28 protein-coding genes are annotated in these 23,969 nt (G+C 70.8%); 13 read left to right on the top strand and 15 right to left on the bottom strand.

What is annotated here, in order from left to right:
- Nucleotides 1-6 precede the first annotated feature (6 nt).
- The 8 genes from AUL34_RS20415 to AUL34_RS20380 form a co-directional block, all read right to left on the bottom strand.
- Nucleotides 7-729, bottom strand: coding sequence for a copper homeostasis protein CutC (locus tag AUL34_RS20415; RefSeq protein WP_061938181.1), 723 nt, complete (start codon nt 727-729; stop codon nt 7-9).
- On the bottom strand, nt 716-1,639 hold the full coding sequence (locus AUL34_RS20410; RefSeq protein WP_061938178.1) for an ROK family protein: 924 nt from the start codon (nt 1,637-1,639) through the stop codon (nt 716-718). The genes AUL34_RS20415 and AUL34_RS20410 overlap by 14 nt, the downstream gene beginning before the upstream one ends.
- Nucleotides 1,636-2,652, bottom strand: a complete 1,017-nt coding sequence (locus tag AUL34_RS20405; RefSeq protein WP_061938175.1) for an ABC transporter ATP-binding protein — start codon at nt 2,650-2,652, stop codon at nt 1,636-1,638. Before AUL34_RS20405 ends, AUL34_RS20410 begins: the two co-directional genes overlap by 4 nt.
- Complete coding sequence (locus AUL34_RS20400; RefSeq protein WP_061938172.1) at nt 2,649-3,701, bottom strand: Gfo/Idh/MocA family protein; 1,053 nt, start codon at nt 3,699-3,701, stop codon at nt 2,649-2,651. Before AUL34_RS20400 ends, AUL34_RS20405 begins: the two co-directional genes overlap by 4 nt.
- The gene (locus AUL34_RS20395) at nt 3,698-4,540 is read right to left on the bottom strand and encodes a carbohydrate ABC transporter permease (protein WP_061938169.1); all 843 of its coding nucleotides are present in this window, start codon (nt 4,538-4,540) and stop codon (nt 3,698-3,700) included. The genes AUL34_RS20400 and AUL34_RS20395 overlap by 4 nt, the downstream gene beginning before the upstream one ends.
- An 11-nt stretch (nt 4,541-4,551) precedes the next feature.
- Entirely contained in the window at nt 4,552-5,490 is a 939-nt protein-coding gene (locus tag AUL34_RS20390) for a carbohydrate ABC transporter permease (protein ID WP_061938166.1), read from the bottom strand.
- Between the two features lie 77 nt (nt 5,491-5,567).
- Entirely contained in the window at nt 5,568-6,830 is a 1,263-nt protein-coding gene (locus tag AUL34_RS20385; RefSeq protein WP_061938163.1) for an ABC transporter substrate-binding protein, read from the bottom strand.
- A 42-nt stretch (nt 6,831-6,872) separates the two neighbouring features.
- The gene (locus tag AUL34_RS20380) at nt 6,873-7,775 is read right to left on the bottom strand and encodes an N-acetylmuramic acid 6-phosphate etherase (RefSeq protein WP_061938151.1); all 903 of its coding nucleotides are present in this window, start codon (nt 7,773-7,775) and stop codon (nt 6,873-6,875) included.
- A gap of 43 nt (nt 7,776-7,818) precedes the next feature.
- Here AUL34_RS20380 and AUL34_RS22965 point away from each other — a divergent pair, with 43 nt between their 5' ends.
- The 5 genes from AUL34_RS22965 to nagA all read left to right on the top strand — a co-directional run bounded on the left by AUL34_RS22965 (nt 7,819) and on the right by nagA (nt 12,008).
- Nucleotides 7,819-8,064: a hypothetical protein gene (locus AUL34_RS22965; protein ID WP_244492660.1), complete on the top strand. Its 246-nt coding sequence runs from the start codon at nt 7,819-7,821 to the stop codon at nt 8,062-8,064.
- 131 nt (nt 8,065-8,195) lie between these two features.
- Entirely contained in the window at nt 8,196-9,083 is an 888-nt protein-coding gene (locus AUL34_RS20375) for a BadF/BadG/BcrA/BcrD ATPase family protein (RefSeq protein WP_061938148.1), read from the top strand.
- Nucleotides 9,080-9,838: a GntR family transcriptional regulator gene (locus AUL34_RS20370; protein WP_061938145.1), complete on the top strand. Its 759-nt coding sequence runs from the start codon at nt 9,080-9,082 to the stop codon at nt 9,836-9,838. The genes AUL34_RS20375 and AUL34_RS20370 overlap by 4 nt, the downstream gene beginning before the upstream one ends.
- Entirely contained in the window at nt 9,835-10,860 is a 1,026-nt protein-coding gene (locus AUL34_RS20365) for an SIS domain-containing protein (protein ID WP_061938142.1), read from the top strand. Before AUL34_RS20370 ends, AUL34_RS20365 begins: the two co-directional genes overlap by 4 nt.
- On the top strand, nt 10,860-12,008 hold the full coding sequence (gene nagA / locus AUL34_RS20360; protein ID WP_061938139.1) for an N-acetylglucosamine-6-phosphate deacetylase: 1,149 nt from the start codon (nt 10,860-10,862) through the stop codon (nt 12,006-12,008). Before AUL34_RS20365 ends, nagA begins: the two co-directional genes overlap by 1 nt.
- A 10-nt stretch (nt 12,009-12,018) precedes the next feature.
- On the opposite strand, the gene AUL34_RS20355 is transcribed toward nagA, so the two are convergent.
- Complete coding sequence (locus tag AUL34_RS20355; RefSeq protein WP_061938136.1) at nt 12,019-12,336, bottom strand: hypothetical protein; 318 nt, start codon at nt 12,334-12,336, stop codon at nt 12,019-12,021.
- A 165-nt stretch (nt 12,337-12,501) separates the two neighbouring features.
- Between AUL34_RS20355 and AUL34_RS20350 the strand changes: the two genes are divergently transcribed.
- From AUL34_RS20350 to AUL34_RS20340, 4 genes are all read left to right on the top strand, one after another.
- The gene (locus AUL34_RS20350) at nt 12,502-13,584 is read left to right on the top strand and encodes a hypothetical protein (RefSeq protein ID WP_061938134.1); all 1,083 of its coding nucleotides are present in this window, start codon (nt 12,502-12,504) and stop codon (nt 13,582-13,584) included.
- A 449-nt stretch (nt 13,585-14,033) separates the two neighbouring features.
- Nucleotides 14,034-14,201, top strand: a complete 168-nt coding sequence (locus tag AUL34_RS22685) for a hypothetical protein (protein ID WP_192845800.1) — start codon at nt 14,034-14,036, stop codon at nt 14,199-14,201.
- A gap of 21 nt (nt 14,202-14,222) precedes the next feature.
- Entirely contained in the window at nt 14,223-14,402 is a 180-nt protein-coding gene (locus tag AUL34_RS20345; RefSeq protein WP_061938131.1) for a DUF3606 domain-containing protein, read from the top strand.
- A 136-nt stretch (nt 14,403-14,538) separates the two neighbouring features.
- Entirely contained in the window at nt 14,539-14,901 is a 363-nt protein-coding gene (locus AUL34_RS20340) for a DUF6481 family protein (protein WP_244492659.1), read from the top strand.
- 186 nt (nt 14,902-15,087) lie between these two features.
- On the opposite strand, the gene AUL34_RS20335 is transcribed toward AUL34_RS20340, so the two are convergent.
- Nucleotides 15,088-15,324 carry a hypothetical protein gene (locus AUL34_RS20335; RefSeq protein ID WP_061938125.1) on the bottom strand — a complete coding sequence of 79 codons (237 nt, stop codon included), beginning with the start codon at nt 15,322-15,324 and terminating at the stop codon, nt 15,088-15,090.
- Nucleotides 15,325-15,437: 113 nt separating this feature from the next.
- Nucleotides 15,438-15,728: a hypothetical protein gene (locus AUL34_RS20330; protein ID WP_061938122.1), complete on the bottom strand. Its 291-nt coding sequence runs from the start codon at nt 15,726-15,728 to the stop codon at nt 15,438-15,440.
- 340 nt (nt 15,729-16,068) lie between these two features.
- Here AUL34_RS20330 and AUL34_RS20325 point away from each other — a divergent pair, with 340 nt between their 5' ends.
- Nucleotides 16,069-16,659 (top strand): TetR/AcrR family transcriptional regulator, encoded by a 591-nt coding sequence (locus AUL34_RS20325; protein ID WP_061938119.1) that lies wholly within the window; start codon nt 16,069-16,071, stop codon nt 16,657-16,659.
- A 94-nt stretch (nt 16,660-16,753) separates the two neighbouring features.
- Nucleotides 16,754-17,395, top strand: coding sequence for a LysE family translocator (locus AUL34_RS20320; RefSeq protein WP_061938116.1), 642 nt, complete (start codon nt 16,754-16,756; stop codon nt 17,393-17,395).
- A 12-nt stretch (nt 17,396-17,407) separates the two neighbouring features.
- On the opposite strand, the gene AUL34_RS20315 is transcribed toward AUL34_RS20320, so the two are convergent.
- Nucleotides 17,408-18,388, bottom strand: coding sequence for an AraC family transcriptional regulator (locus tag AUL34_RS20315; protein WP_061938113.1), 981 nt, complete (start codon nt 18,386-18,388; stop codon nt 17,408-17,410).
- A gap of 87 nt (nt 18,389-18,475) precedes the next feature.
- On the opposite strand from AUL34_RS20315, the gene AUL34_RS20310 reads away from it, so the two are divergent.
- Entirely contained in the window at nt 18,476-19,708 is a 1,233-nt protein-coding gene (locus AUL34_RS20310; protein WP_061938110.1) for an MFS transporter, read from the top strand.
- Here the strand turns inward: AUL34_RS20310 and AUL34_RS20305 are convergent.
- A complete protein-coding gene (locus AUL34_RS20305; protein WP_061938107.1) occupies nt 19,684-20,775 on the bottom strand; it encodes an aldo/keto reductase in 1,092 nt (363 codons plus the stop codon). The genes AUL34_RS20310 and AUL34_RS20305 overlap by 25 nt on opposite strands.
- A 97-nt stretch (nt 20,776-20,872) precedes the next feature.
- Between AUL34_RS20305 and AUL34_RS20300 the strand changes: the two genes are divergently transcribed.
- Nucleotides 20,873-21,778 carry a LysR family transcriptional regulator gene (locus tag AUL34_RS20300; protein WP_061938105.1) on the top strand — a complete coding sequence of 302 codons (906 nt, stop codon included), beginning with the start codon at nt 20,873-20,875 and terminating at the stop codon, nt 21,776-21,778.
- A gap of 283 nt (nt 21,779-22,061) precedes the next feature.
- On the opposite strand, the gene AUL34_RS20295 is transcribed toward AUL34_RS20300, so the two are convergent.
- Both AUL34_RS20295 and AUL34_RS20290 read right to left on the bottom strand, forming a co-directional pair.
- Nucleotides 22,062-23,069 (bottom strand): SDR family oxidoreductase, encoded by a 1,008-nt coding sequence (locus AUL34_RS20295; protein WP_061938102.1) that lies wholly within the window; start codon nt 23,067-23,069, stop codon nt 22,062-22,064.
- Between the two features lie 193 nt (nt 23,070-23,262).
- On the bottom strand, nt 23,263-23,937 hold the full coding sequence (locus AUL34_RS20290) for a GntR family transcriptional regulator (protein WP_061938099.1): 675 nt from the start codon (nt 23,935-23,937) through the stop codon (nt 23,263-23,265).
- Nucleotides 23,938-23,969 lie beyond the last annotated feature (32 nt).

Raw genomic sequence — 23,969 nt, 5'->3', positions numbered from 1 at the left:
CCGGCCTCAACGGATGGCGGCGAGAGCCGCCTTCATGCGCCGGACCTCGTCCGCATGGGTCCGGCGCGGCGCCGTGTCGCCGAAGCCGAGCGCGGCAGCGCGCGGATCGTGGGTGCCGGCGACCCGCGAGCAGGAGGCATGCACCTCGCCGAGCGGCATCGCGCGCAGGAGCGCGGCGACGTTGTCCGCCGACAGGCCCGCGCCCGCCATGATCGCGATACGACCCGCCGCCGCCCGGTGCGCGCGCTCAAGGTCTGCGACGCCGTCCGGCGCCTTCGCAGCGCGGCCCGACGTGAGGATGCGCTCGAAGCCGAGCGCCACGGCCGTCTCCACGGCGGCCTCGATGTCGGGCACGAGATCGAAGGCGCGGTGGAGCGTCAGCCCGAGACCGGTGCTCGCCGCGACGAGGTCTGCCAGCGTTTCCCTGTCCAGCGTCCCGTCCGGCCGCGAGGCGCCAAGGACGACGCCCGCCAGCCCCGCCGCCCGGATCGCCGCGATGTCGGCGAGCATGGCGTTCCTTTCTCCGCATCGGAAGACGAAGTCGCCGCCACGCGGGCGCACCATGGCGTAGACGGGCACGGGAACGTGCGCCGCGAGTGCCAGGAGGCCCGGCGTTGGCGTCAGGCCGCCGAGTTCCAGCGCAGAGCAAAGCTCGATCCGGTCCGCGCCTCCCGCGACCGCGGCCTGCAAGCTTTCGGGATCGCCTACGCAGACCTCAAGCAGCGGCATCGGCGTTGTCCCGGAGCGCGAGGATGGCGGCGCCGATCAGGCCGGGTTCCAACCGGCATTGCGCGGGCACGACGAGCGGCGTCGATGCGCGACGCAGGATGCGAGCACGCACGGCCGCGTCCAGCCGCTCGATCAGCGGACGCACCTTGCCGAGGCCCCCACCCACCGGCACGACGTCGGCACCGACGATGTTGACGACGAGCGCGAGCGGGTCGGCGACGAGGTCGGTCCACACGTCGATCGTTCGCGTGGCCGCGGCATCGCCGCCCAGCCATCCGTCCGCGATCTCCCGGCTGCTGCGCTCCAGCCCATGGAGATGCCTGTGCAGCCGCTCCAACCCGCGCGCGCCGCCGACCGTATCGACGCAGCCGGTCTGGCCACAGCCGCAGGGCCAGCGCGGCAGGTCGGCGGGCGGCGTGCCGGCGCGCGTGGCCGCGATCGGCCCGTGGCCCCATTCGCCGGCAAAGCCGCCGGCACCTTGTAGCAATCGTCCGTCGATCACGAGGCCCCCGCCGACGCCGGTGCCGAGGATCGCGCCGAAGACCACGCGATGTCCCGCGCCCGCGCCCTCGATCGCTTCGGCCAGCGCGAAGCAGTCCGCGTCGTTGGCGACGAGGACCGGGCGGCCGAGACGCCGCGAGAGGTCCGCCCCGAGCGGCCGCCCGTCGATGCACAGGATGTTGGCGGCCTTGATCGCGCCGCTTGCGGGATCGACGACGCCGGTGATGGACAAGGCGGCCGGTGCGCCGTCCGGCAGCCCGCCGCGTGCGATCGCCTCGTCCAGGAGGTCGGCGAAGGCGTCGAAGTCGTGACGTGGCGTCGGAGTGTCGCCGAGGATCTCGATGTCGGCGGGCGAGCGGGCGAGCGCGGCCTTGATCGCCGAGCCGCCGATGTCGAAGCAGGCGATCATGCGCTGGGGATCGTCAGTCCCGCGGCGTCGAAGCGGTGGATGCGCCCGGGCAGGGGCGACAGTCGGACCGCGTCGTCCACCGCGATCGGGGTCTCCTCCGGGATGCGCACCGTCACCTCCTGCCCGTCGCCGAGGACGACGTAGAGATAGGTATCGGAGCCGAGATGCTCGGCGTGGCGCACCGTGCCGGCCCAGACCCCTTGCGGATCGACCTTCAGGTGCTCCGGCCGGATGCCGACCGTCATGGCGTCGGCCTCCTCGGCGATCCGGCCGGTCAGAAAGTTCATCTTCGGCGATCCGATGAAGCCGGCGACGAAGAGGTTGTCCGGCCGGTTGTAGAGGTCGATCGGCCGGCCGACCTGCTGCACCATGCCCGCGTTCAGGACCACGATCCGGTCGGCGAGCGTCATCGCCTCGGTCTGGTCGTGGGTGACGTAGATCATGGTGGCGCCGAGCGTGCGATGGAGCTTGGCGATCTCGAGGCGCGTCGCGACGCGCAAGGCGGCGTCGAGGTTCGACAGCGGCTCGTCGAACAGGAACAGCGTCGGCTCGCGCACGATGGCGCGCCCGATCGCGACGCGCTGGCGCTGGCCGCCGGAGAGCTCCGCCGGGCGGCGCTTGAGGAGGGGCGAGAGCTGCAGGAGGTTCGCGGCCTTCTCGACACGCGCCTCGCGCTCGGGCTTCGAGACCCCATCCTCCTTCAGCGCCAGCGTCATGTTGCCGGCGACCGTCAGGTGCGGATAGAGCGCGTAGGACTGGAACACCATGGCGATACCGCGTTTTGCCGGCACCGTGGCATCGACGTTGCGCCCGCCGATCTCGACGGTGCCCGCCGTCTGCGTCTCCAGCCCGGCGATGATGCGCATGAGCGTGGACTTGCCGCAGCCGGACGGCCCGACGAAGACCACGAACTCGCCCCGTCGCACGTCGAGATCGACGCCCTTCAGCACCTCGACCGGGCCATAGGTCTTCACGATGTGCGACAGCTTGAGGGATTGTTCGGGAGCGTTCACAGCCGCACCGCCTTTCCCTCGCGCATGGATCGGTCGGCAGCGAGCACCACGGCGAGCGAGCGCACGGCGTCGTCCATATGCCTGCCGAGGTCCATGTCCTCGCGGATGGCTCGGCGCACGAAGCGCTGCTCGGCGTCGCAGAGCGCCTGGTGGTCGGGCTCGCCCGCCATCGAGACCATCTCGTCTTGCTGGGCGAAGCGCCCGTCGGGCCCGCGCGCGGCATGGTGGATGCGCAGGCGCTGGGTCTTGGTGTGGGTGTCGATGTCGGCAGACTTCGCGCCCTCGTCCATGACGATCGAGACCGAGCCGTTCGGGCTCATCACGTCCTTCACGAAGAAGGCGGTCTCCGAGATCATCGGCCCCCAGCCCGCCTCGTACCAGCCGAGCGAGCCGTCCGCGAACAGCACCTGGAGATGGCCGTAGTTGACTTGTGTCTCGGCGATCTCGTCGGAGAGGCGCAGGCCCATGCCGCGCACTTCCACGGGCGCGGCGTCGGTGATCTGCAGCATGACGTCGAGATAGTGGACGCCGCAGTCCACCACCGGCGAGGTCGTCTCCATCAGTCGCTTGTGGATCTCCCAGGCCGCGCCGGCGGACTGCTGGTTGAGGTTCATGCGGAAGACGTAAGGGCCCCCGAGATCCCGCGCGCGCGCGATGAATTCCACCCAGGACGGGTGGTGGCGCAGGATGTAGCCGACCACGAGCTTTCGCCCCGTACGCCTGGCCGCATCGACGACGCGCTGCGCATCCTCGACCGTGCCGGCGAGCGGCTTCTCGACGAAGACGTGGGCACCGGCTTCCATCGCGCGGATCGCGAGATCGGCGTGGCTGTCGGTGTAGGTGGCGATCGACACGAGGTCGGGTTTCAGCGCGAGGCCCGCCTCGAAGCTTTCGAGCAGGGGATAGCCGGCGAGTTCGTCCGGCAGGGCAACCGGCGAACGGTTGGCCAGCCCGACGATCTCGAAGCCGGGGTCCGTGTGGTAGGCGAGGGCGTGGCTTCGGCCCATCTGGCCGAGACCCATCACGAAGACCTTCAGAGGGGCGGTCATTTCACGGCTCCGGCGGTGATGCCGGCGATGAGCTGGCGGGAGAAGACGAGGTAGAGGACGAGGATCGGCAGGATCGCCAGCGACAGGGCGGCGAGCACCGCCTCCCAGTTGGTGACGAACTGGCCGAGGAAGATCTGGGCGCCGAGCGTGACCGTCTTGGTGCTCTCGCCGGGCGCGAGGATCAGCGGGAACCAGAGGTCGTTCCAGATCGGGATCATCGTGAAGACCGCGACGGTGGCGAGCGCCGGCCGGACGAGGGGAAGCACGAGCACGAAGAAGATGCGGTATTCCGACAGGCCATCGATGCGCCCGGCGTTCTTCAGGTCGTCCGACACGCCCCGCATGAACTCCGAGAGGATGAAGACGGCGAGCGGCAGCCCTTGCGCGGTGTAGACGAGGACGAGCGCCGTCAGCGTGTTCACGAGGCCGGCCGAGACCATCATCTGGAGGATGGCGACGGTGCCGAGCCGGATCGGCACCATGATGCCGAGCGCCAGGAACAGGCCGAGGAAACTGTTGAGCCGGAAGCGGTATTCCGACAGCGCGAAGGCCGCCATCGCGCCGAACAGGAGCACGAGGAACAGGGTGGCGAGCGTCACGGTGAGGCTGTTCTGGAAGTAGAGGAGGAAGTCGCCCTGCGTGATCACGGTGCGGTAGCCGGCAAGGCTCGCCGTCGTCGGCAGCGGCGGCTCGAGCGGGGCGGCGAAGATCGCGCGGCGCGTCTTGAACGAGTTCATGACGATCACGAGCACCGGCAGGACCGAGATCAGGCCGTAGAGGCAGAGCGCGAGGTGGACGAGGCCGAGGCGCAGGCGCTGGGTCGGGGCTTTCGGGGTCATCGGCCGCCGCCTCACATCTGGTAGCGGCGCATGCGCCGTTGGATGACGAAAAGGTAGAAGCACACGCCGACGAGGATGATCAGGAACATGGCCGTCGCCACCGTCGCGCCCATGTAGCGGTCGCCCGCCTGCAGCTGGAAGCCGAAGAAGATGCGGTAGAGGTAGGTGCCGAGAATGTCGGTCGAGAAGTTTGGCCCGGCCAGCGCCCCCTGCATGGCGTAGACGAGGTCGAAGGCGTTGAAGTTGCCGACGAAGGTCAGGACGCCGACCAGCCCGATCGTCGGCAGGATCAGCGGCAGCTTGATCTTGAAGAACTGGCGGAAACCGGTGACCCCGTCGCATTCGGCCGCCTCGATCACCTCCTTCGGAATGGTGATGAGGGCGGCGTAGATCAGCATCATCGGGATGCCGACGAACTGCCAGATCGAGACGAGCGACACCGTGGTCAGCGCGTAGGCCTCCTGGCCGAGCCAGGGCGCGAAGAGCGATTTCAGCCCGACCGAGGCGAGAAGGTTCGGCGCGACGCCCCAGAGCGGCGAGAGAAGGAGCTTCCACAGAAAGCCGACGATCACGAAGGAGAGGATCGTCGGCAGGAAGAGGGCGGTGCGGTAGAGCGCGACCCCGCGAAGCCGCGGCACCGAGAGAAGCGCCGCCAGCGCGATGCCGATCGGATTTTGGATCAGCATGTGAAGGACGAAGAAATAGACGTTGTTTCGAAGCGCGTTCCAGAACCCCTCGGAGAAGCGCGGGTCGCCGAAGAGCGTGCGGAAGTTGTCGAGGCCGACGAAGACGCGCTGGCCTTCGCGCACGTTTTCGAGCGCCAGGAGCAGCGTCTGCATCAGCGGAACGAGCATCACGATCGTGTAGACGAGAAGCGCGGGGGCCAGGAACACGGCGATGTGCCAGCGCGTGCGAGCCTTCGGCAGATCCACCTTGGGGTCTTGCGTCATCGGGGGCGCCTCAAGGCTTGTCCGGTCGGGGTGGGGGGAGGCGGCGCGGACGCCGCCTCCCGACATGGTTCAGGCGATCACTTCGCGGCGGCCGGCTTGTACCAGCTGTCGAGGCCCTTCTGGAGCTTCTCGGCGGCCTGCGCCGGCGTCTCGGTGCCGTTGATCACGTTGGCCGACGCCGTCCAGGTCTCGTTCTCGAGATTGGGCGTGCCGCGCGACAGGATCTGGTAGGTCGAGCGGATCGAGGACTGGCACTCGCCCCGCCAGCCGACGATCTCCTTGGCGAGCGCGTTCTTGAGCGTCACCGGCTTGTCGATCAGCGGGAAGAAGCCCGGCGCGGCGTTGGCGTAGATCGTCGCGAACTCGGGGCTCGCCACCCACGACAGGAAGGTCCTGGCGGCGTCCGCGTTCTTGGAGGCGGCGTTGAGGCCGAGCGCGATGTCCGGATGGTCCGAGACGTAGCAGGTGTCGCCGGCGGTCTGGACCGGCGGCAGGAAGGCGCCGATCTCGAAGTCGGCCTGCGCCTCGAAGGTCGCGATCTCCCAGGAGCCGGCGGGGTAGATCGCCGCGCGCCCTAGCGTGAAGAGGTTCTGGCTGTCGGGATAGGTCTGCGCCTGAAAGCCGTCGCCCATGTAGGGGCCCCACTTCGCCAGCGTCTCGAACGGCTTCACCCAGTCCGGATCGGTCAGCTTCTGCGTGCCCGCGATCAGCGCCTTGCGGCCCTCCTCGCCCTTCCAATAGTTCGGGCCGATGTTCTGGTAGCCCATGGTCGCGGCTTCCCACTGGTCCTTGGTGCCCATGGCGAGCGGCACATAGGTTCCGTCCGCCTTGATCTTGTCGAGGAGGGCGAAGAACTCGGTCTCGGTCTTCGGCGGCTGGAGCCCGAGCTCCTCGAAGGCCTTCTTGTTGTACATGAAGCCGTGCAGCACGGCGGCCATCGGCACGCAGAAGGTCTGCGAGCCGTCGTCGGTCGCCCAGGCGGTGCGGGCGGCCGGCGTGAAGTTCTCCATGCCGGGCAGGCTCGTGAGGTCGGCGAGCTGCCCCTTCTGGAAGAGGCCGAGCGAGGCGTCGAACGGACGGCAGGCGACGAGGTCGCCGGCCGAGCCCGCGTCGAGCTTGGCGGCGAGCGCCGAGTTGTATTCCGTCGGCGCGGTCGGCGCGAAGGTCACCTTGATGCCGGGATGCTGCGCCTCGAAGGCGGGAATGATCTTTTCCTGCCAGGTGGCGAGGTCGTCGTTGCGCCAGCTCTCGATGGTCAGCGTGGTCTGCGCAAGCGCGGTGCCGGAAAGGGCGAGGAGGGCTGAAAGCGCCACCGTCGCCTTGAGGATGCTCGTCGTCATGGCCGTCTCCTGTTGCCCTCCCGGACGCGCCGGGGGTTTTCGTTATCGTCCGAGCGTGTCGAGCGCCCGTCGCAGGTTGCCGTCCGCGCGGGCAAGGCGTGCCCGCGCGTCGGAAAGGTCGGAGGCGCCGGCGGCGATGAGCACGGCGGGCTTCACCTCGCCCCCGGCATCTCGAAGCGCAGCGGCGGCAGCTTCCGGCGTCGCCGCGGCCGCGTCCGCCACCATGCGCGTGGCGCGCTCGCGCAGCTTGGCGTTGTCGGCGCGAAGGCTCACCATGTGCCCGTCGTGGACATGGCCGCGCCGAACGGCCAGCGCCGTCGAGATCATGTTAAGGACCGCCTTCTGCGCCGTTCCCGCGCCCATGCGCGTCGAGCCGGCGACCACTTCGGGACCGGTGTCGAGAAGGATGGCGACGTCGGCCCCGGCGAGAAGCGGCGCGCCGGCGTTGTTGGCGATGGCGATCGTCGCCGCGCCCGCGGCGCGGGCGGCGGCAAGACCCGCCGTCACGAACGGGGTGGAGCCGCTGGCGGAGACCGCGAGGACGCAGTCCGCCGGGCCGATGCCGGCCGCCGCCACATCCCGCCGCCCGGCGGCGGCGTCGTCCTCCGGGCCGCCGGCGAAGTCGCGGACGATGCCGAGGCCGCCGGCGAGGATCGTGGGGAAGCGTTCCGACGGTTCGCCGTAGGTCTGGGGAATTTCGAGTGCGTCGGCGAGCGCGATCAGGGCCGGGCTGCCGGCGGCGAGATAGACGAGGCGTCCGCCGCGCTCCAACGCCGATGCCGCGATGGCGACCGCCCGCGCGATCTCCGGCAGGGCAGCTTCCACGGCACCCAGCGCACGCACCTGGCCGGAGAGGAGGCGCGCGAGCACCTCTTCCGGCACGCAGGCGTCGATCCCCTGGGAAGCCGGGTCGCGCTGTTCGGTGCGGCGAAGACCTGTCGCCAAGCTCGCACTCCCTATCCGGCCGGTGCGCCCCGCGGCGGCGACCTTGCTGCACAAGCAGGAAGGCCGGATCACCGGCCGCGCGACGACGGAGCACGAGGGGGCGATCGGCGCGCCCCCGAAGGCGGCGACCGCTGCGAACCCTGACCGTCGAATCACGGGGTTCGGTGGTGCCGACCCCTCCCTGCATTTTCTTGGGCCGGATCGTACCAACCTAAAACCATTTGTCCAGAAGCGCCTGCAAAGTTTTACAACGCTCTTCGCAGTTGCGGAAAAACCCGGCATCGTTTGAGCGATTTCGATACCCGGGCACTGATTTCCGCGGGATCGGCTGGGATCGCGGAGGCGAAGAAAAGGCTGGCGGTGAATCCTCGCGTCCCGTATAGCTCGATTGGTATTGTTTTGGTCGCTAAGGAGCGGGGCATGTCCGAAGCGTTGCTCGTCGGGGTCGATGGCGGTGGCACGAACTGCCGCGTGCGCGTGCGCGGCATCGACGGCTCGCTCGTCGGCGAAGCGACAGGAGGCACGGCCAACGTCTTCGCCGGGCTTGACGCGGCGCTTGCTGTGATCGTCGCGACAGTCGAGCGCGCGCTGGAAGTGGGAGGGCTCGGGCCCCCCGATCTCGCGCGCTGCCACGCCGGCCTTGGCCTCGCCGGCGCCAACGTGCCCTCGGTCGCCGAAGCGCTGCACGCGCGCCACCTGCCGTTTGCCGCCTTCGGGCTCGAGACCGACGCGGTCACCGCCTGTCGCGGGGCGTTCGCGGGCGGCGAGGGGGGCATCGCGATCCTCGGAACGGGAACCGCCTACTGCGTGCGAGCGCGCGGCGCGCAGACGCTGCTGGGCGGCTGGGGCATGCTCGTGTCCGACCAGGGCAGCGGCGCCGATCTCGGCCGCCGCGCCCTGGCGCAGGCGCTTCTCGCGCTCGACGGGGCCCGGCCCCGCACGCCCTTCTGCGACGCCGTCCTCGCGCGCTTCGGCGGCTCGGCGGAAGCCGTCGTCGAGTTCGCGACGGGCGCCCTGCCGCGCGACTTCGGCAGCCTTGCCCCCCTCGTCTGGGATTTCGCGGAAGGCGGCGACCCGGTGGCGGACCGTCTCGTCGCGGATTCGCTCGCCGACATCGAACCCATGCTGCGCCGGATGACCGCGCTCGGCGCGCCCGCGCTTGCGCTTCTCGGCGGCCAGGCGCCGCGCTACCGTCCGCGCCTTGCCGCCGATCTCCGGGCGATCCTGGTGGAGCCGGAGGGGGACGCGATGGAGGGCGGCATCGATCTCGCCCGCGCCATTCACCGCGCCGCGGGCGGGCGCGCATGAGCGCGCTCCTCAAGATCGGCGCGCTGAAGCCCGGCGAGGGACCGCTCTACCTCCGCCTCCAGGCCCTGATCCGCGCCGCCGTCGAGACGGGCGATCTGAAGCCCGCTGACGCCCTTCCCCCCGAGCGCGACCTCGCGGAAAGCCTCGGTGTCTCACGTGTGACAGTGCGCAAGGCCCTGGCGGGCCTGGCGGGCGAGGGTGTCGTCGAGCAGCGGCAGGGCTCGGGAACCTTCGTCTCGGGCGGCCGGCGCAAGCTTCAGCAGGGGCTTTCCCATCTCACCTCGTTCTCGGAGGACATGGCGACGCGCGGACGGCGCACGACCTCCGACTGGCTCCTGCGCAGCCTGGAGCGGGTGACGCCGACGGAGGCCATGCAGCTCGCCCTTTCGCCGGGCGATCTCGTCTGCCGCATCCATCGTCTCCGCCGCGCCGACGGGGTGCCGCTGGCGGTCGAGCGCGCCTGCGTTCCCGCCACCATCCTGCCCGATCCCGCGCTCGTCGAAACCTCGCTCTACGCCGCGATGGGCGCCGCCGGCCGCCATCCGGTTCGGGCGCTGCAGCGCATCGGCGCGGCCAACCTTCCGGCCGACGAGGCGGCGCTGCTCGACGTGGCGCCGGGCACGGCCGCGCTCTCCATCATCCGTGTGTCCTTCGACGAGGAAGGGCGTCCCGTCGAGTTCACCCAGTCCCATTATCGCGGCGACGCCTACGACTTCGTCGCCGAACTCAGCCTGTCCGGAGGAGGAGCCCCATGACCGACACCAGCCTCATGGCCCGCGAGATCGCCGAAATCCCGGAGGCCGTCCGCCGTTTTCTCGATGGGTCGGGCGAGGCGGTGGAAGTCATCGCAAGGCGCCTTGCCGACCTCTCCCCCGCCGTCACCGTCACCGTCGCGCGCGGGTCGTCCGACCACGCGGCGACCTATTTCAAGTATGCGGCCGAGATCCTCACCGGCCGGCCGGTCGCCTCGCTCGGCCCCTCGGTCGTATCCGTCTACGGCACGCGGCTGCATCTCGAGGGGCAGGCGGCGCTCGCCGTCTCGCAGTCCGGCAAGAGCCCCGATATCGTGGCGCTCCTCCGGGCGGCGCGGGACGGCGGCGCCGAGACGATCGCACTCGTCAATGTCGAGGGTTCGCCGCTGGGGCAGGCCGCCCATTGGCAACTTCCCTTGCGCGCCGGGCCCGAGCGCAGCGTCGCGGCGACCAAGAGCTTCGTCACCTCCGTCGTCGGGGCGCTGTCGCTGCTGGCCGCCTGGAGCGCCGACGAAACGCTGAAGGCGGCGCTGCGGGCCCTGCCGGACCAGCTCGCCGAGGCCCTCAACCAGGATTGGTCGCCGGCGCTCGAGACGGCGGCGGGCGCCCGCTCGCTCTATGCGCTCGGGCGCGGCCCGGGTTTCGCGGTCGCCAGCGAGGCGGCGCTGAAGCTGAAGGAAACCTCCGTGCTGCATGCCGAGGCCTATTCCGGCGCCGAGGTGCTGCACGGGCCGGTGTCGCTGGTCGAGGAGGGTTTTCCCGTCCTCGCCTTCGTGCCGGACGATGCGGCGCGGCCGGGCCTCGCCGAAATCTGCACCCGCGTCGCGAACTCGGGCGCCGCGCTCTTCACGGTGGGCGAGGCGGGCGCGGGCACGCGGCTGCCTCACGCCCAGACCGGTCACCCGTTGACCGAGCCCCTGTCGATGCTCGTATCCTTCTATCGCTTCGTCGAGGGCGTCGCGCGGGCGCGCGGCCACGACCCCGACGTGCCGCGCGGCCTCAAGAAGGTGACGGAGACGCTGTGATGACGGTTGCGTATCTTGGCGCCGACATCTTCGACGGGGCAACCCGCCACGCATCCTCAGCGCTGGTGGCAGAGGGCGGCCGTGTCGCGGCGATCGTGCCCCCAAGCGAGCTCGGCCCCGATGTCGCGACCGTGCGGCTCGACGGCGGCCTTCTCGCGCCGGGCTTCGTCGACATCCAGGTCAACGGCGGCGGCGGCGTCCTCTTCAACGAGGCACCCGACGTCGAGGGCATCCGCGCAATCTGCGCCGCCCATGCCCGCTTCGGCTCGACGGCGCTCCTGCCCACCGTGATCACCGACCGGCCGGAGGTCACCTTCGCCGCGATCGAGGCCGTCGAGGCTGCGATGCGGGGCGGCGTGCCTGGTTGCGCCGGCATCCACGTCGAGGGGCCGTTCCTGTCTGTGGCCCGCAAGGGCGCGCACGATCCGGCGCTGATCCGGCGTATGAATGATGCCGACCTCGAGGCCCTGTGCGCCTCGCGCGTGCGCCCGTTCCTTCTCACCGTCGCGCCGGAAAGCGTCACGGCGGCGCAGATCTCGGCCCTGGCGGCGGCCGGCATCCGCGTGTCCCTCGGCCACACCGACGCCAGCTACGAGACGGCGCACCGAGCCTTCGCTGCCGGAGCCTCCTGCGTCACCCATCTCTTCAACGCGATGAGCCAGCTCGGCAACCGCGAGCCGGGTCTCGTCGGCGCCGCGCTGGATGCGCCAGACGTCTGGTGCGGGTTCATTCCGGACGGACATCATGTCCATCCCGCCGCGCTCGGGGCGGCGCTCCGGGCCAAGCGCGGACCGAGGACGCTGATCGCGGTCACCGACGCGATGCCGACCGTCGGCTCGCCCCGCGACGTGTTCGAGCTGAATGGGCGCGAAGCCCGGCGCGAGAATGGACGCCTGACGCTCGCCGACGGCACGCTCGCCGGCTCCGACCTCTCGATGATCGGGGCGCTGCACTATCTCGTGCGCACGCTCGGCTTCGATCTGGAGGAGGCGCTCCGCCTCTGCTCTACCCATGCCGCCGAGTTCCTGGGGCTTGCCGCCACCCACGGGCGCCTCGGGCCGGGAAGCCGCGCCGACATGGTCTGGATCGACGAGGCGTTGGAGCTCAAGGGCGTCTGGATCGGCGGGACGCCGGTCGCGCTCGGCTGAACCGCCGGCCTCACCGCTGCGGCGGCGCCGACCAGTCCGCCGCCTCGTCGACGAACGCCTTGCGCGCCCGCTTGTCGTAGAGGCAGAGCTTCGGCGCGGATCCGCCCCGCTTGCGATCGGACACCAGCATGGCGACGGTTCCCACGCGGTCGTCGAAGCCGACGATCGGGGAGGGGCGCGCGTTCCGGATGCCGCTCGCCGCGACGCAGGCCTTCGTCACCCGCGCGTCGAACTCGGCCCAGGCGTCCGGGCTGGAGGCGGAAGCCACCGATGCCGACAGGGCGGCGATCGCAAGTCCGAGGGAGATCGTGACGGCGGGCAGGCGCATGGGTTCCATCCTTTGGGTCCGGCATTGCGACCAGGGAAAGACGGGGCGTTGCGGGCGGTTTGATGGCAACGCGCGGGCTGCGCCGCACCCCCGGGGGTGCCTCGGCCTGCGCGAGGTGGTAACGAGCCCCGGCGGCGCATGGGCCGGGACAACGAAAGACGCGGCATGACCAACAGGCAGGATCGCCGCTTCGCGGCCAAGCTCGCGCGGCAGGCGCAGAAGCGCGGCAAGACGCCGACGGAGCGCGCGCTCTTCACCGCCGCGGCCGCCTTTTCCGCTGAAGAACCGGTGGAGCTCGACTTCGCCCTCGAAGGCTTCGACGCGGCGTGGGCGAAGCTCGAACCCGAGCTCGACGCGTTCCTCGAAGGCGGCTTCGAGGCGTTCCGGCGCGAGGTCTTCGCGCAGGGCGCTTGGGCCGGCCTGACCGCGACGTCGCCGTCCGGCGAGGAAACGGCGTTCGACCTGCAGCCGATCCTCTTTCCGGTCGCCGGCGAGGCGGCGGAGATCCGTCGCTTCGTGGCGGACCCGGTAAGCCTCGGGACGCTCGGGTCGTCCTTGCGAGAATCCGGCGTGTTTCCGGAAAACGCGGCGATCGCGATCCTGCCCGTGGTGCTCGCGCCCGCGGCGGTGGACCTTGCGGGCATCGGGCCGGCCGCGGTCTCCCGGCTCGTCGACGGCCTGTCGGGGCTGATCGAGGGGGCGGCGGCCGGCGACGCCTCCGCGCGCGCCGACGCCGCACTCGCCGACGCCGCACTCCCGCACGTCGGGGAGGCGGAGGGCGATCTGTCCGCCCTGCTTCTCGGCATCGCGCTAACGCCGGTCGAGGACTGGGATCTGCCGGACGGGGAGGTCGAGGCACGCCAGCTCGCCATGGCCGCCACCCGCGCCTCCTGGCTCGACACCTATGCCGCCGCGCTGCCGTTCCGGCTCGACGAGCCGGTGTTCTGGCATGAGGCGGCGTCCTCGCTCGCGTGGCACGACGTCGCCGGCCGCATCGAGGCGGAGATCGCACGACGCGGGATCGAGGCTTCGGTCTCGCGCATCGACGCGTGCCTGGCGCCCGAAACCGGCGATCCCGTTCTCGCCGTCCAGGCCGGCACGGTGCGTCTCGGGCCGTTCCACGCGCCGCGCGCCCTCGTCTTCACCGACATCGACGGCTTCGCGGGCCTCGCGGAGCGCTTCGCCGGCGAGCTCGTCGAGCATGAGCGCCCCGGCCAGGTGCTGCGTCTCCTCGCCGACGCGCGGTAGCCGGGGTTCGGCCGCGGGAGGGCCTTCGCGAATTGATTGTCGCTCCGGCCCGCTGTCGTGGCATGCTGTCGGCGCAACGTCGTTAGGAGATCGTCATGGGTGAGAAGAATCGCGGCGGAAAGGAAGCCAGGAAGCCGAAGAAGGTCGTCGAAAAGACGATCGCTGCGGCGCCGAGCCTGAAGGGCGGCACGACGCCCGCCGGCAAGAAGTCCTGATCGGCCGGCATCGAACGAACGGATCGAGCCTTCGGGAACCGTATCTTAAGGCCGACCTGTTTCAATCGCGTCAGTGGTTGAGGCGTGTTGCGTTGGCCCCAACTATCGAAGGCGTCGGGCCCCGGACCCGGCGCCTTCTTTGCATTTGCCGATCCCGTTCGGCGCAGAAGGTTCGCATTTTGCCGATCGGCTTCCCATATGAGCGGTATTCAACCAGCGGCCGGGGAGTTGCCCATGAAGAAACCGAACTTCGATTTCGAACGCCGCGAGCGCGAAAAGGCCAAGGCCGCCAAGAAGGCGGAGAAGGCGGCGGCGAAGGCGGCGTCCAAGGGCGCGTCCGACGATGCGTCGCCCGAGGCGCGCTCCGCAGAGGCGAACGACCCCCTCCCTTCCGCAAATTGACGCGGAGAAAGCTGCACCCTCATGGTTGCGAAGAAGACGGCGGGCGACACGGCCCACACGGCGTCCGGCGAGGAACCCTACGATCCTGAGGCATTTGCCCGGAAGTACGGAATTCCTCCCGGCGAGGCCAAGACGATCATCAAGCGCTACGGGCCCTCCCGAAAGAAGCTTGACTCCTACATGGCCGCGCGCGACGCCTGACCGCGATGGCGACCGGACCACAAGTCATGGTCCGGTCCAGCCCTCTTGAACCCGGCCGGCAGCGGCGGCATGGTCGGCCGAGCCGAAACCACAGCCACGGTGCCGGCATTCCCTTGAGATGCGAGTGAGACAGACTTTGAAACAGGTAGGCACGGACTTCATCGATCGCCGGAACGCGGCCAAGGAAGCCAAGGCGGCTCTCCTCGAGAAGATGAAGGCCAAGCAGAACGATCCGGAAGCCCAGGCACGGCGCGAGGAGCACGCGGCTCTCGTCGCGGCCCGCGAGGAGCGCGAAGCGGCCAAGCGCGAGCAGCAAAGAGCCGAGGATGCGAAGCTCGAGGCGGCCCGCGCTGCCGAGGCGGCGGCCGCGGCCGAAGCCGCCGAACAGGCGGCCGTGTCCGAGCGCGACAAGCTGATCGCCCAGGCGATGGCCGACCAGGCCGCCCAGAAGGCCAAGCGCGACGCGCGCTACGCCGCGCGGCAGAGCCGCAAGGGCTGAAACCCTGCCCCGGCGGGCGCCCGGCGCCCGCCGCCGCACGGGTGCGCGCCAAGCCTTGCGATGCGCAGCGCGAAGGTCCTTCGGGCCGTGCGCCGTCTACGGCTCGCGGCGCCGCCGATCCTCGCCCGGCGCCTGCTGATCCCACCCATCGTCGGCCGGGGCCCGTCCGTGCGGTTCTCCCATGCTTCAGAGAAGAAGGGTGCTGACCTCGTCGCCGCCGGCACGGGGCGGTCGACCCGCGCCCTGATGGCGCTCGCGGATCACGGCGAGCCGACCGGGAGGCGGTGCCGGCAGCATGTCACCCTCATCCTGCGGAACTGCGAAGGCCAGGGCCATGCGGCGCAGGCGCGAGCCGAGGTCTTTCCACCGTCCGGGCGAGGAGGGCGGAAGCGGAGAGGCGTTGGCGGAAAGGCACAGCGACATCGGGGCGTTCCTTCTCTGCGGGTCCGTCGAGACCGCTCGGGGGCGCGGTCATCGGGTGCCCCCGCGCAACGCCGCGGCGTCGCGCAGGGCTTTTTCCATGGGTCCGTCGGCCGTCAGAAGCTGTCGGAGCCGGGGACGATCTTTCCGGTCGGCACCGCCTTGGGAGCCGGAACCTCGCCCGGCGTCCGTTCGTCCGCGGCGCGGTCCCTGGCGCGGACGGGGTAGCCGTAGGCCTCTTCGCCGGTCTCCCGTGTGGCGGCCGGCCCGACCACCACGGACCAGTCGGCAGCCGCCTGTTCCTCGCGAACGGACTGGTCGGAGCCCGGCACGAGGCCGGCGGCGGAGCCGAGCCCGGTCGAGAGGAGAAGCGCGGCGGCGGTGGCGGTGAGAAGAATGCGGGTCATGGCGTGGTCTCCTTTGCGGAAGGCGCGCGCTCTCCCGGCCACGCCCGGGGGAGGGCGCGGAGGCGAGCGGTGTCTCGTCGTTTGAGATCGGGGAGGCGCGCGGCCGGCGGCCGGGCGTCGCCCCCCCGCCGGCCCGAAAGGAACGGCGGCATGGGTCTGGATGCGGGATCGCTCATGGGAGGAGCGACCCGTCCGGTCGTGAACCTCGTCAGTTCATTACCGATCGGTATGGAATGAGTTAGGGGCTTGGTTTCCCGCTGTCAACGGACTATTTTACCGACAGGTATAAAAATAGATCCCGGCCGGTTCGAGCCGGGACAGGAAGCAAGGAGAGCACGCGATGGGTGCCGGTCGTCCGCGGGCGTTCGATCCCGACGAGGCCCTGGACAGCGCTTTGGAGCTGTTCTGGCGTCAGGGCTACGAGGGCACCTCGCTCTCCGACCTGACGGAAGCCATGGGGATCGCCAAGCCCAGCCTCTATGCCGTGTTCGGCAACAAGGAGGAGCTGTTCCGCAAGGCGCTCGACCGCTATGCCGCGCGTCGGCAGGACCTGTCCTGCAGCGCGCTCGGCGAGCCGACCTCGCGCCGCGCCGTGGAGCGGATGCTGCTCGCCTTCGCCGGTGTCGGCGAGGACGAGGACGCCCCGAAGGGCTGCCTCATGGTGCAGGGCGCGCTGGTCTGCAGCGAGGCCTCGGAGACCATCCGCCAGGAACTCTGCGACCGCCGCACGGAAAGCGAGGCGGCCTTGTGCCGCCGGATCTGCGAGTGGAAGGCGGCGGGCGACCTGCCGCCCGAGACCGATCCGAAGGATCTGGCGCGCTATGTCATGGCGGTGGCGCAAGGGCTCTCGGTCCAGGCGGCGAGCGGCGCGAGCGCCGAGGATCTGCGCCGCGTCGTCGGCATGACGCTGCGCACCTGGCCGCCGGTCTGACGCGGCGTCCGCGCCCCGGAGACGTTTCGCGTATCGAGGGCTTGCGCTCTGGCCGGCGCGATGGATTGCTCGGGCTTCAACCGGAGACCCGTTCATGTCGCTCGAACACTGGCTCGCCTTCGTCGCCGCCTCCGCCGTTCTCCTGGCGATCCCCGGCCCGACGATCCTTCTCGTGATCTCCTATGCGCTCGGCCACGGTCGCCGGGCGGCGGGCTCGACGGTCGCGGGCGTGGCGCTCGGCGATTTCACCGCGATGACCGCCTCCATGCTGGGTCTCGGGGCGCTGCTCACCGCTTCGGCGGCCCTGTTCACGGCGCTGAAATGGATCGGCGCGGCCTATCTCGTCTATCTCGGGATCAAGCTCTGGCGCGCCCCCGTCCCGCAGGGCGCCGCCGGGTCCGAGGAGGGCGAGGCGAACGCGGGCGAGCGCCCGATGCGCATCTTCCTCCACACCTATGTCGTCACCGCCCTCAACCCGAAGAGCATCCTCTTCTTCGTCGCCTTCCTGCCCCAGTTCCTCGACACCTCGCGGCCCCTGTTCGGACAGATGGCGATCTTCGAAGTCACCTTCCTCGTGCTGGCAACAGTGAACGCGGCGCTCTACGGCCTGCTCGCCTCCATGGCGCGCCGATCGATCCGCAAGCCCCGCGTCCAGCGCGCGGTCAACCGCGTCGGGGGTTCGCTGATGATCGGCGCGGGGCTCCTGGCTGCCGGCTGGCGGCGCGCGCAGGCCTGAGATTCTCCGCGCTCAGAGGCGCTCGGTCCCGCCGGCCTGCAGGCGCAGCCGCCCCGGCGCCGTGCCGATGACGCGCTTGAAGGCGCGGCTGAAGGAAGCCTCCGATTCGTAGCCGAGGCGCCGCCCGGCTTCGGCGATGCGCATGCGCTCTGCCGAGATCCACTGCCGGGCCTGGTGCATGCGCACCTGCGTGACGTAGTGGGCCGGCGTCGCGCCGACGATCGCGGTGAACTTGGCGGCGAAGCCGGAGCGCGACACGCCCATGAGGGAGGCCATCTCCGCCACCGTCCAGTCGCGCTCGGGCTCGGCATGGATCGCCGCCAGCACCCGTCCGACCTCGGCGTCGCGCACGGCGGCGATCCAGCCGGCCGAATCGCCGCAGCCGTGTTCCACCCAGGAGCGGATGATCTGGGCCGCCATCACGTCGGCGAGGCGCGCCAGGATGCCGCTCGCGCCGACGCGGTTGAGGCCGCATTCGGCGACCATCGCGTCGAGAAGATGCGGGATCGCCGGTTCCGACTGCATCAGTTCCTTGGCCCGCATCAGGTCCGGCATCATCTGCAGCAGCGGATGGAGCCCGTCGAGGTTGAAGCGCATCGTGCCGCAGAACAGGATGCAGACGCCGTCCGTCTCCCGGGCTTCCGCCTCCTCGTAGGTGAAGACGCTGTCGCACACGGGAAGGCACTCGCGGCGGGGAAAGGCGCGCGGCTCGATGCCCGGCGTGCTCGCCAGCGTGTGGGCCGCCCCACGCGGCACGAGGACGGCGTCGCCCGCCGTCAGCTCGCTCCATCCCCCGTCCGGGCCGAGAAGCCAGCAGCCCTTGCCCGCCACGAAGTGGAAATACGCGTGCCCCTGCGCCGGATAATGGAAGCTCCAGTCGCCCGACAGACGGCAGCGACCGTATTCGACGCCGTCGAGCCGCAGTCCGCGTAGCATGTCGGTCAGCGGGTCGGCGCCCGATGCGGCGTGCGATTTGGACGATCGGTCAAGCATAATGGCGTTCCTAGCATGGAAACGCCAAGCCAGGAAGACTAGGTTGGCCCAACCTTGTTGCACCGCATCATAACGGGATCCGCCGTCATGTCCGAGATCGCCTGCCCCCTCGTCGCCTCCGGGGCCGACCCCGCATCGCCCACCGCGCGCGCCGCCTGGCCGGCGGTCTTCTCCCTGTCCTTCGGCGTCTTCGGTCTCGTGACGGCGGAGTTCCTGCCCGTCAGCCTCCTGACCCCGATGGCGGCCGAGCTCGGCGTCTCCAACGGCGCGGTCGGCCAGGCCATCACCGCGACGGCGGTCGTCGCCGCCTTCGCCGGACCACTTCTGGTGCTCGGCTCCGGCCGGCTCGACCGCCGCGCCATCGTCTGGGCGCTGATGGCGATGCTCGTCGTCTCCAGCGTCCTGACGGCGTTTGCCGGCAGCATCGAGGTGCTGCTCCTGTCGCGCGCCATCCTCGGCTTCGCGCTCGGCGGCTTCTGGGCGATGATGACGGCCCTGGCGCTGCGTCTCGTGCCGCCCGCCGATGTGCCGCGGGCCATGTCGATCATCGTCATGGGCGTCTCGGTGGCGACCGTGGTGGCAGCGCCGCTCGGCGCCGCGCTCGGCGCGCTCTGGGGCTGGCGTGCGACGTTCCTGGCGGCCGCCGCCCTCGGCGCGGTCTCGCTCGTGGTGCAGCTCCTCGTGCTGCCGAGCCTGCCCTCGGCCGGCGCCCCGGGCCTTGCCTCGTTCCGCGCGGCGCTTTCGCGGCGCTCGGTGCTGATCGGCTTTGCCACCGTCATCATCGTGGTATCGGGCCATTTTGCCGGATTCACCTTCATCCGGCCCTTCCTCGAGGTGGTGCCGCAGCTCGACGTCGCCACGATCTCGCTGGCGCTCCTCGCCTTCGGCGTCGGCGGCTTCCTCGGCAATCCGGTGGCCGGCTTCGTTGCGGCGCGCAGCCCGGCGTGGGCGGCGGGCGGCGTGGCGCTCCTGATCGGCACGGCCTCGCTCGTTCTGGTGCTGTTCGGCGGGACGCCGGCCGCGGCCTTCGCCGCCGTCGCCCTGTGGGGCTTCGCCTTCGGCGGCTTCCCCGTCGCCGTCTCGATCTGGAACGCGCGGGCGGCGCCCGACCTTGCGGAGAGCTCGGGCGCGCTCCTGTCCTCGTCCTTCCAGGTGGCGATCGCCAGCGGCGCGCTGGTGGGCGGCCTCCTGATCGACGGCATCGGTCCGCACGGCGTCATCGTCTATGCCGCCGTCGCGGTGGTCCTGGGAGCCGGCGTCATGCTGACGCTCGGCCGGGCGGCCGAGCGCCGGTTTCAGGTCCAGGGCGTGACGCGGTAGCCGCCGAAGATGCGCTCGCGCGGCAGCTCGAAGATGAAGTAGGGGTTGATCGGCGGCAGCGCGCCTGCGGCGTCCAGCCTCGCCTCGTGGCGGTCCGACAGCGCCACGTCGAGCGAGGCGACGTTGCGCTTCACCTGATCGGCGCGGCTCGCACCGATCAGGACGGAGGAGACGCCCTTGCGCCGGGTGACCCAGGCGAGCGCCACCTCGGCCATCGAGCGGCCGACCTCTTCCGACACGGCGCGCAGGACGTCGACCACGTCGAAATTGCCGGCCGTGAACAGCATGCCGCCGTAGGGATTGTCGCCGTCGAGCCGGTTGCCCTTGGACCCTGTCTCGTCCGGCCCGTTCGGAAGGCTCCCGGCAGGACCCGCCGCGTCGAGCTTGTCCCGGCCGTATTTGCCGGTCAGCAACCCGGCGGCGAGCGGGCTCCAGGCCACGAGCCCCATCCCGAGCGCCTCGCCCGCCGGCACGAGCTCCAGCTCCACCCCCCGGTCGATCAGCGAATAGGCGTATTGCAGGCCGATCGGCTCGGGCAGCCCGTGCGCCCGCGCGAGCGTGGCGATCCGGGCGACGTACCAGGCAGGGGCGTTGGAGAAGCCGTAGTGCAGGATGTCGCCCCGCCGCACCGCGTCGGTGAGGGCGCGCAGCACCTCCTCGGGCGGCGTCGTCCGGTCCCAGACATGGGTCCAGTACAGGTCGATATAGTCGGTCCGCAGGCGCTTCAGCGAGCCCTCCAAGGCGTTGCGGATGTTGCGCGCGCCGTTGCCGCCCGCAAGCGGCGTGGCGCCGCCGCGCGGGAAGCCGGACTTGGTGGCGATCACCATGCGGTCGCGAAGCCCGCGTTCGGCGATGAAGCGGCCGAGCAACGTCTCGCTCAATCCGCCGGAATAGATGTCGGCGGTATCGGTGAAGTTGCCGCCGAGCTCGACATAGGCGTCGAAGATCGCCGCGGCCCCGGCCTCGTCGGGGCCCCAGCGGCCGGCGCCGAACGTCATGGTGCCGAGCGCCAGCGGGCTGACCAGAAGGCCGGAACGGCCGAGCGTGCGAAAATGGGTGAGGTCCATTCGTGTCTCTCCTCGAAAGATCCACGAGAACATAGCGACCGCCTTCGCCTTCGATTACCGTGCCCCGACGGCAAGGGTTTGTGAGGGTGGCTCATCGATGCGGCGCGGCGATCTCGACGACCTGGCGGTTTTCGCGGCCATCGCCCGGACGCGCTCCTTCACCCGCGCCGGCGCGGAGCTCGGCCTGTCGCCCTCCGCCCTCAGCCACACCATGCGCGCCCTGGAACGGCGGCTCGGCGTGCGCCTCCTGGCGCGCACGACGCGCAGCGTCGCGCCGACCGCGGCCGGCGAGCGGCTTCTCGCCTCGCTCGGCCCTGCGCTCGAGGAGGTCGAGCGCGGGCTGGCGATGCTGGCGGACTGGCGCGACGCGCCGTCCGGAACCTTGCGCCTTGCGACCTTCCAGTATGCCGCACGCACGATCCTCGCACCGCGCCTGCCGCGCTTCCTTCTCGATCACCCCGACATCGCCGTCGAGGTGGTGGTCGACGACCGGCTCGTGGATCTCGTGGCGGGCGGCTTCGACGCCGGCATCCGGTTGGGGGAAAGCGTCGAGCGCGACATGGTGGCGGTGCGCGTCGGGCCGGACCTGCGAACCGTGGTGGTGGCGACGCCGGGCTATTTCACGGTGCACCCGGCGCCGGAGACACCCGCCGACCTCCGGAACCATACGTGCGTCAACTACCGCCTGATCGGCGGCGGCGGCCTTCTGCCGTGGGAGTTCGAGCGCGACGGCCAGGCCGTCAACGTCCGGGTCGGCGGGCAGCTCATCGTCAACGACGAGACCGTGGCCGCCGCCACGGTGCGCGCCGGCGCGGGGCTCGGCTATATGATGGAGCACGACGTCGCCGACGAGATTGCCGACGGACGCCTGATCCGGGTGCTGGACGACTGGTGCGCGCCGTTTTCCGGTTGCCACCTGTTCTATCCCAGCCGTCAGGTGCCGCAGGCCCTGCGCGCCCTGATCGACGCGTTCCGCTGGCAGGCCGCCGCGCCACCCGCCTGATCGCGTCGGGGACCGCTTGCCCGCAAGGCTCCCCTAGGTTCTACGCCCGAGCTGGGCGACGATCCTCGCGGTGGACGACGAGCCGGCGATCCACTGCTTGCCGAAGCCTTCACTCCAGGCCGAGAACTACGGCGTCCTCCAGGCGGCGAACGGCACGCACGCGCTGCGCCTCGCCGCCTAGGGGGCACCGGACGCCGTGTTGCTCGACCCCGGTGCTCCGCGCCATATCCTCACCGGGCCGGGCGTCGGATAGCGCCTGGTCTGACGAGGCCGGCGACGGGCGTCAGGGGTTGCCCTTGCCGCCATGGGCGCCGACCGCGGTGCCGGTCGAGAAGCTCGCGCCGTCCTCGGCCAGCGCCACGTAGAGCGAGGCGAGTTCCGCCGGCTGGCCGGCGCGGCCGAGCGGCGTGTCCTGTCCGAACTCGCCCATCGTGCCCTCGATCTGGCCGCCCGCCACTTGGAGCGGCGTCCAGACAGGGCCGGGCGACACGGCGTTGACCCGGATACCCTTCTTGGCCAGCTGCTTCGCCATGCCCTTCGTCAGGTTGAGGATGGCGGCCTTGGTGGAAGCGTAGTCGATCAGCTCCTCGCCGGGATCATAGGAGTTCACCGACACGGTGTTGATGATCACGGAGCCCGGCGGCAGGCTCGGGATCGCCGCTTTCGAAAACCGGAAGACGTGAAAGACGTTGGTCTCGTAGGTCCGCACGAACTGCTCGTCGGAGATCTCCAGGATGTCCTCTTTGGACTGCTGGTAGGCGGCGTTGTTGACGAGAAGGTCAAGGCCGCCGAGCTCGGCAATCGCTTGAGACACCACCCTCTCGCAGGCGTCCAGCGTGCGGATGTCGGCCGGCAGGAGCACGGCCTTGCGGCCGGCGTCCCGGATCAGCCGGGCGACGTCCTGCGCGTCCGGCTCCTCGTCGGGATGGTAGTTGATGGCGACATCGGCGCCCTCGCGGGCGAACGCGATCGCGGCGGCGCGGCCGATGCCCGAATCGCCGCCCGTGACGAGGGCGCGGCGTCCGGCGAGGCGGCCCGATCCCCGGTAGCTCGCCTCGCCGCAGTCGGGCACCGGCGTCATCTTCGACTGGAGGCCCGGCCAGGGCTGCTTCTGCTCGGGAAAGGGCTCGCTCGTGTACTTGCTGCGCGGATCGCTGAGGCGCGGCGTGCCATCCCCGGAGGAGCCGGTTTGGGCGCCTTGCGTCTGCGCGACGGCCGGGGCCGCCATGGCCGCGGCGCCGAGAACCGCGCCGCCGAGAACCGTGCGGCGGGACAAGGGTGTGTCGTTCATGGTCGTCGATCCCCGCTGATGCGCCGTGTCGCATGGAGCCGGCTTCGGCCGTGCGGCGTGGCGCGACTCATCGTGGAAGGGTCGGGCGGGGACCGGGTTCCAACCCTTGCCGCGCTCGAAGGTCGCGGTGGCCCGAAAAAACCCGTAGCCTCGCCCGAAACGCAAGCGGGCGCGGCGGGGTCGCCTCCGGCGGCTAGCCGTTCGCCCCGGACGCTCCCTTCCGCGACAGCGCGGCGAGGATGATCCGCTCGGCCTGTGCGAGATAGTCGGCGAGAAGGCGCGACGCTTCCCCTGCGCGACCGGCTTCCAGCTCCGCGAGGATCGCGCGGTTGCCGTCGATGAAGGGCGCGTGCAGCGCTTCCGCGGCGTCGAGACGGCCGAAGGCGAGGCGCAGTTCGGCCGCGACCTGGGCGTAGAAGGCTGCAAGGCGCGCGCTGTCGGCAAGATCCACGATCGCGGCGTGGAAGGCCATGTTGGCGCTGCCCACGGTGCGCCAGTCGCCCGCCGCGCGCCCGGTGAGCGCCGCCTCCACCGCGGCGCGCATGCGCGCGATCGCGGGGTGGCCCGCCGGCGCCTCGGCCAACGCGCGGCACTCCACCAGCCGACGGACGCGGTAGATGTCGATCACGGCGGCATGGTCGGGAACGGTGACGAAGACGCCGCGGTTCGGCTCGTGCCGCAGGAGCCCGTCCTTGGTGAGCAGGCGGAAGGCCTCGCGCAGCGTGTTGCGCGACACGGCGAGATCGGTGGCGAGCGCTCCCTCGGAGAGGCGCTGGCCGGGCAGGAGCTCGCCCGCGATGATCCGGTCGCGCAGGGCTTCGGCGATGCGCGCCGTCAGCGCCGGGGGCGAAGGGGCGATGGCGCTCAACGCGGAACGCCGCGCGGCGGACCGGAGCGGTC

It is taken from the genome of Aureimonas sp. AU22 (assembly GCF_001463745.1).
GTDB lineage: Bacteria > Pseudomonadota > Alphaproteobacteria > Rhizobiales > Rhizobiaceae > Aureimonas.
Note: the sequence above shows the minus strand (reverse complement) of the source record. Positions and strands in the feature narration are given on the sequence as shown.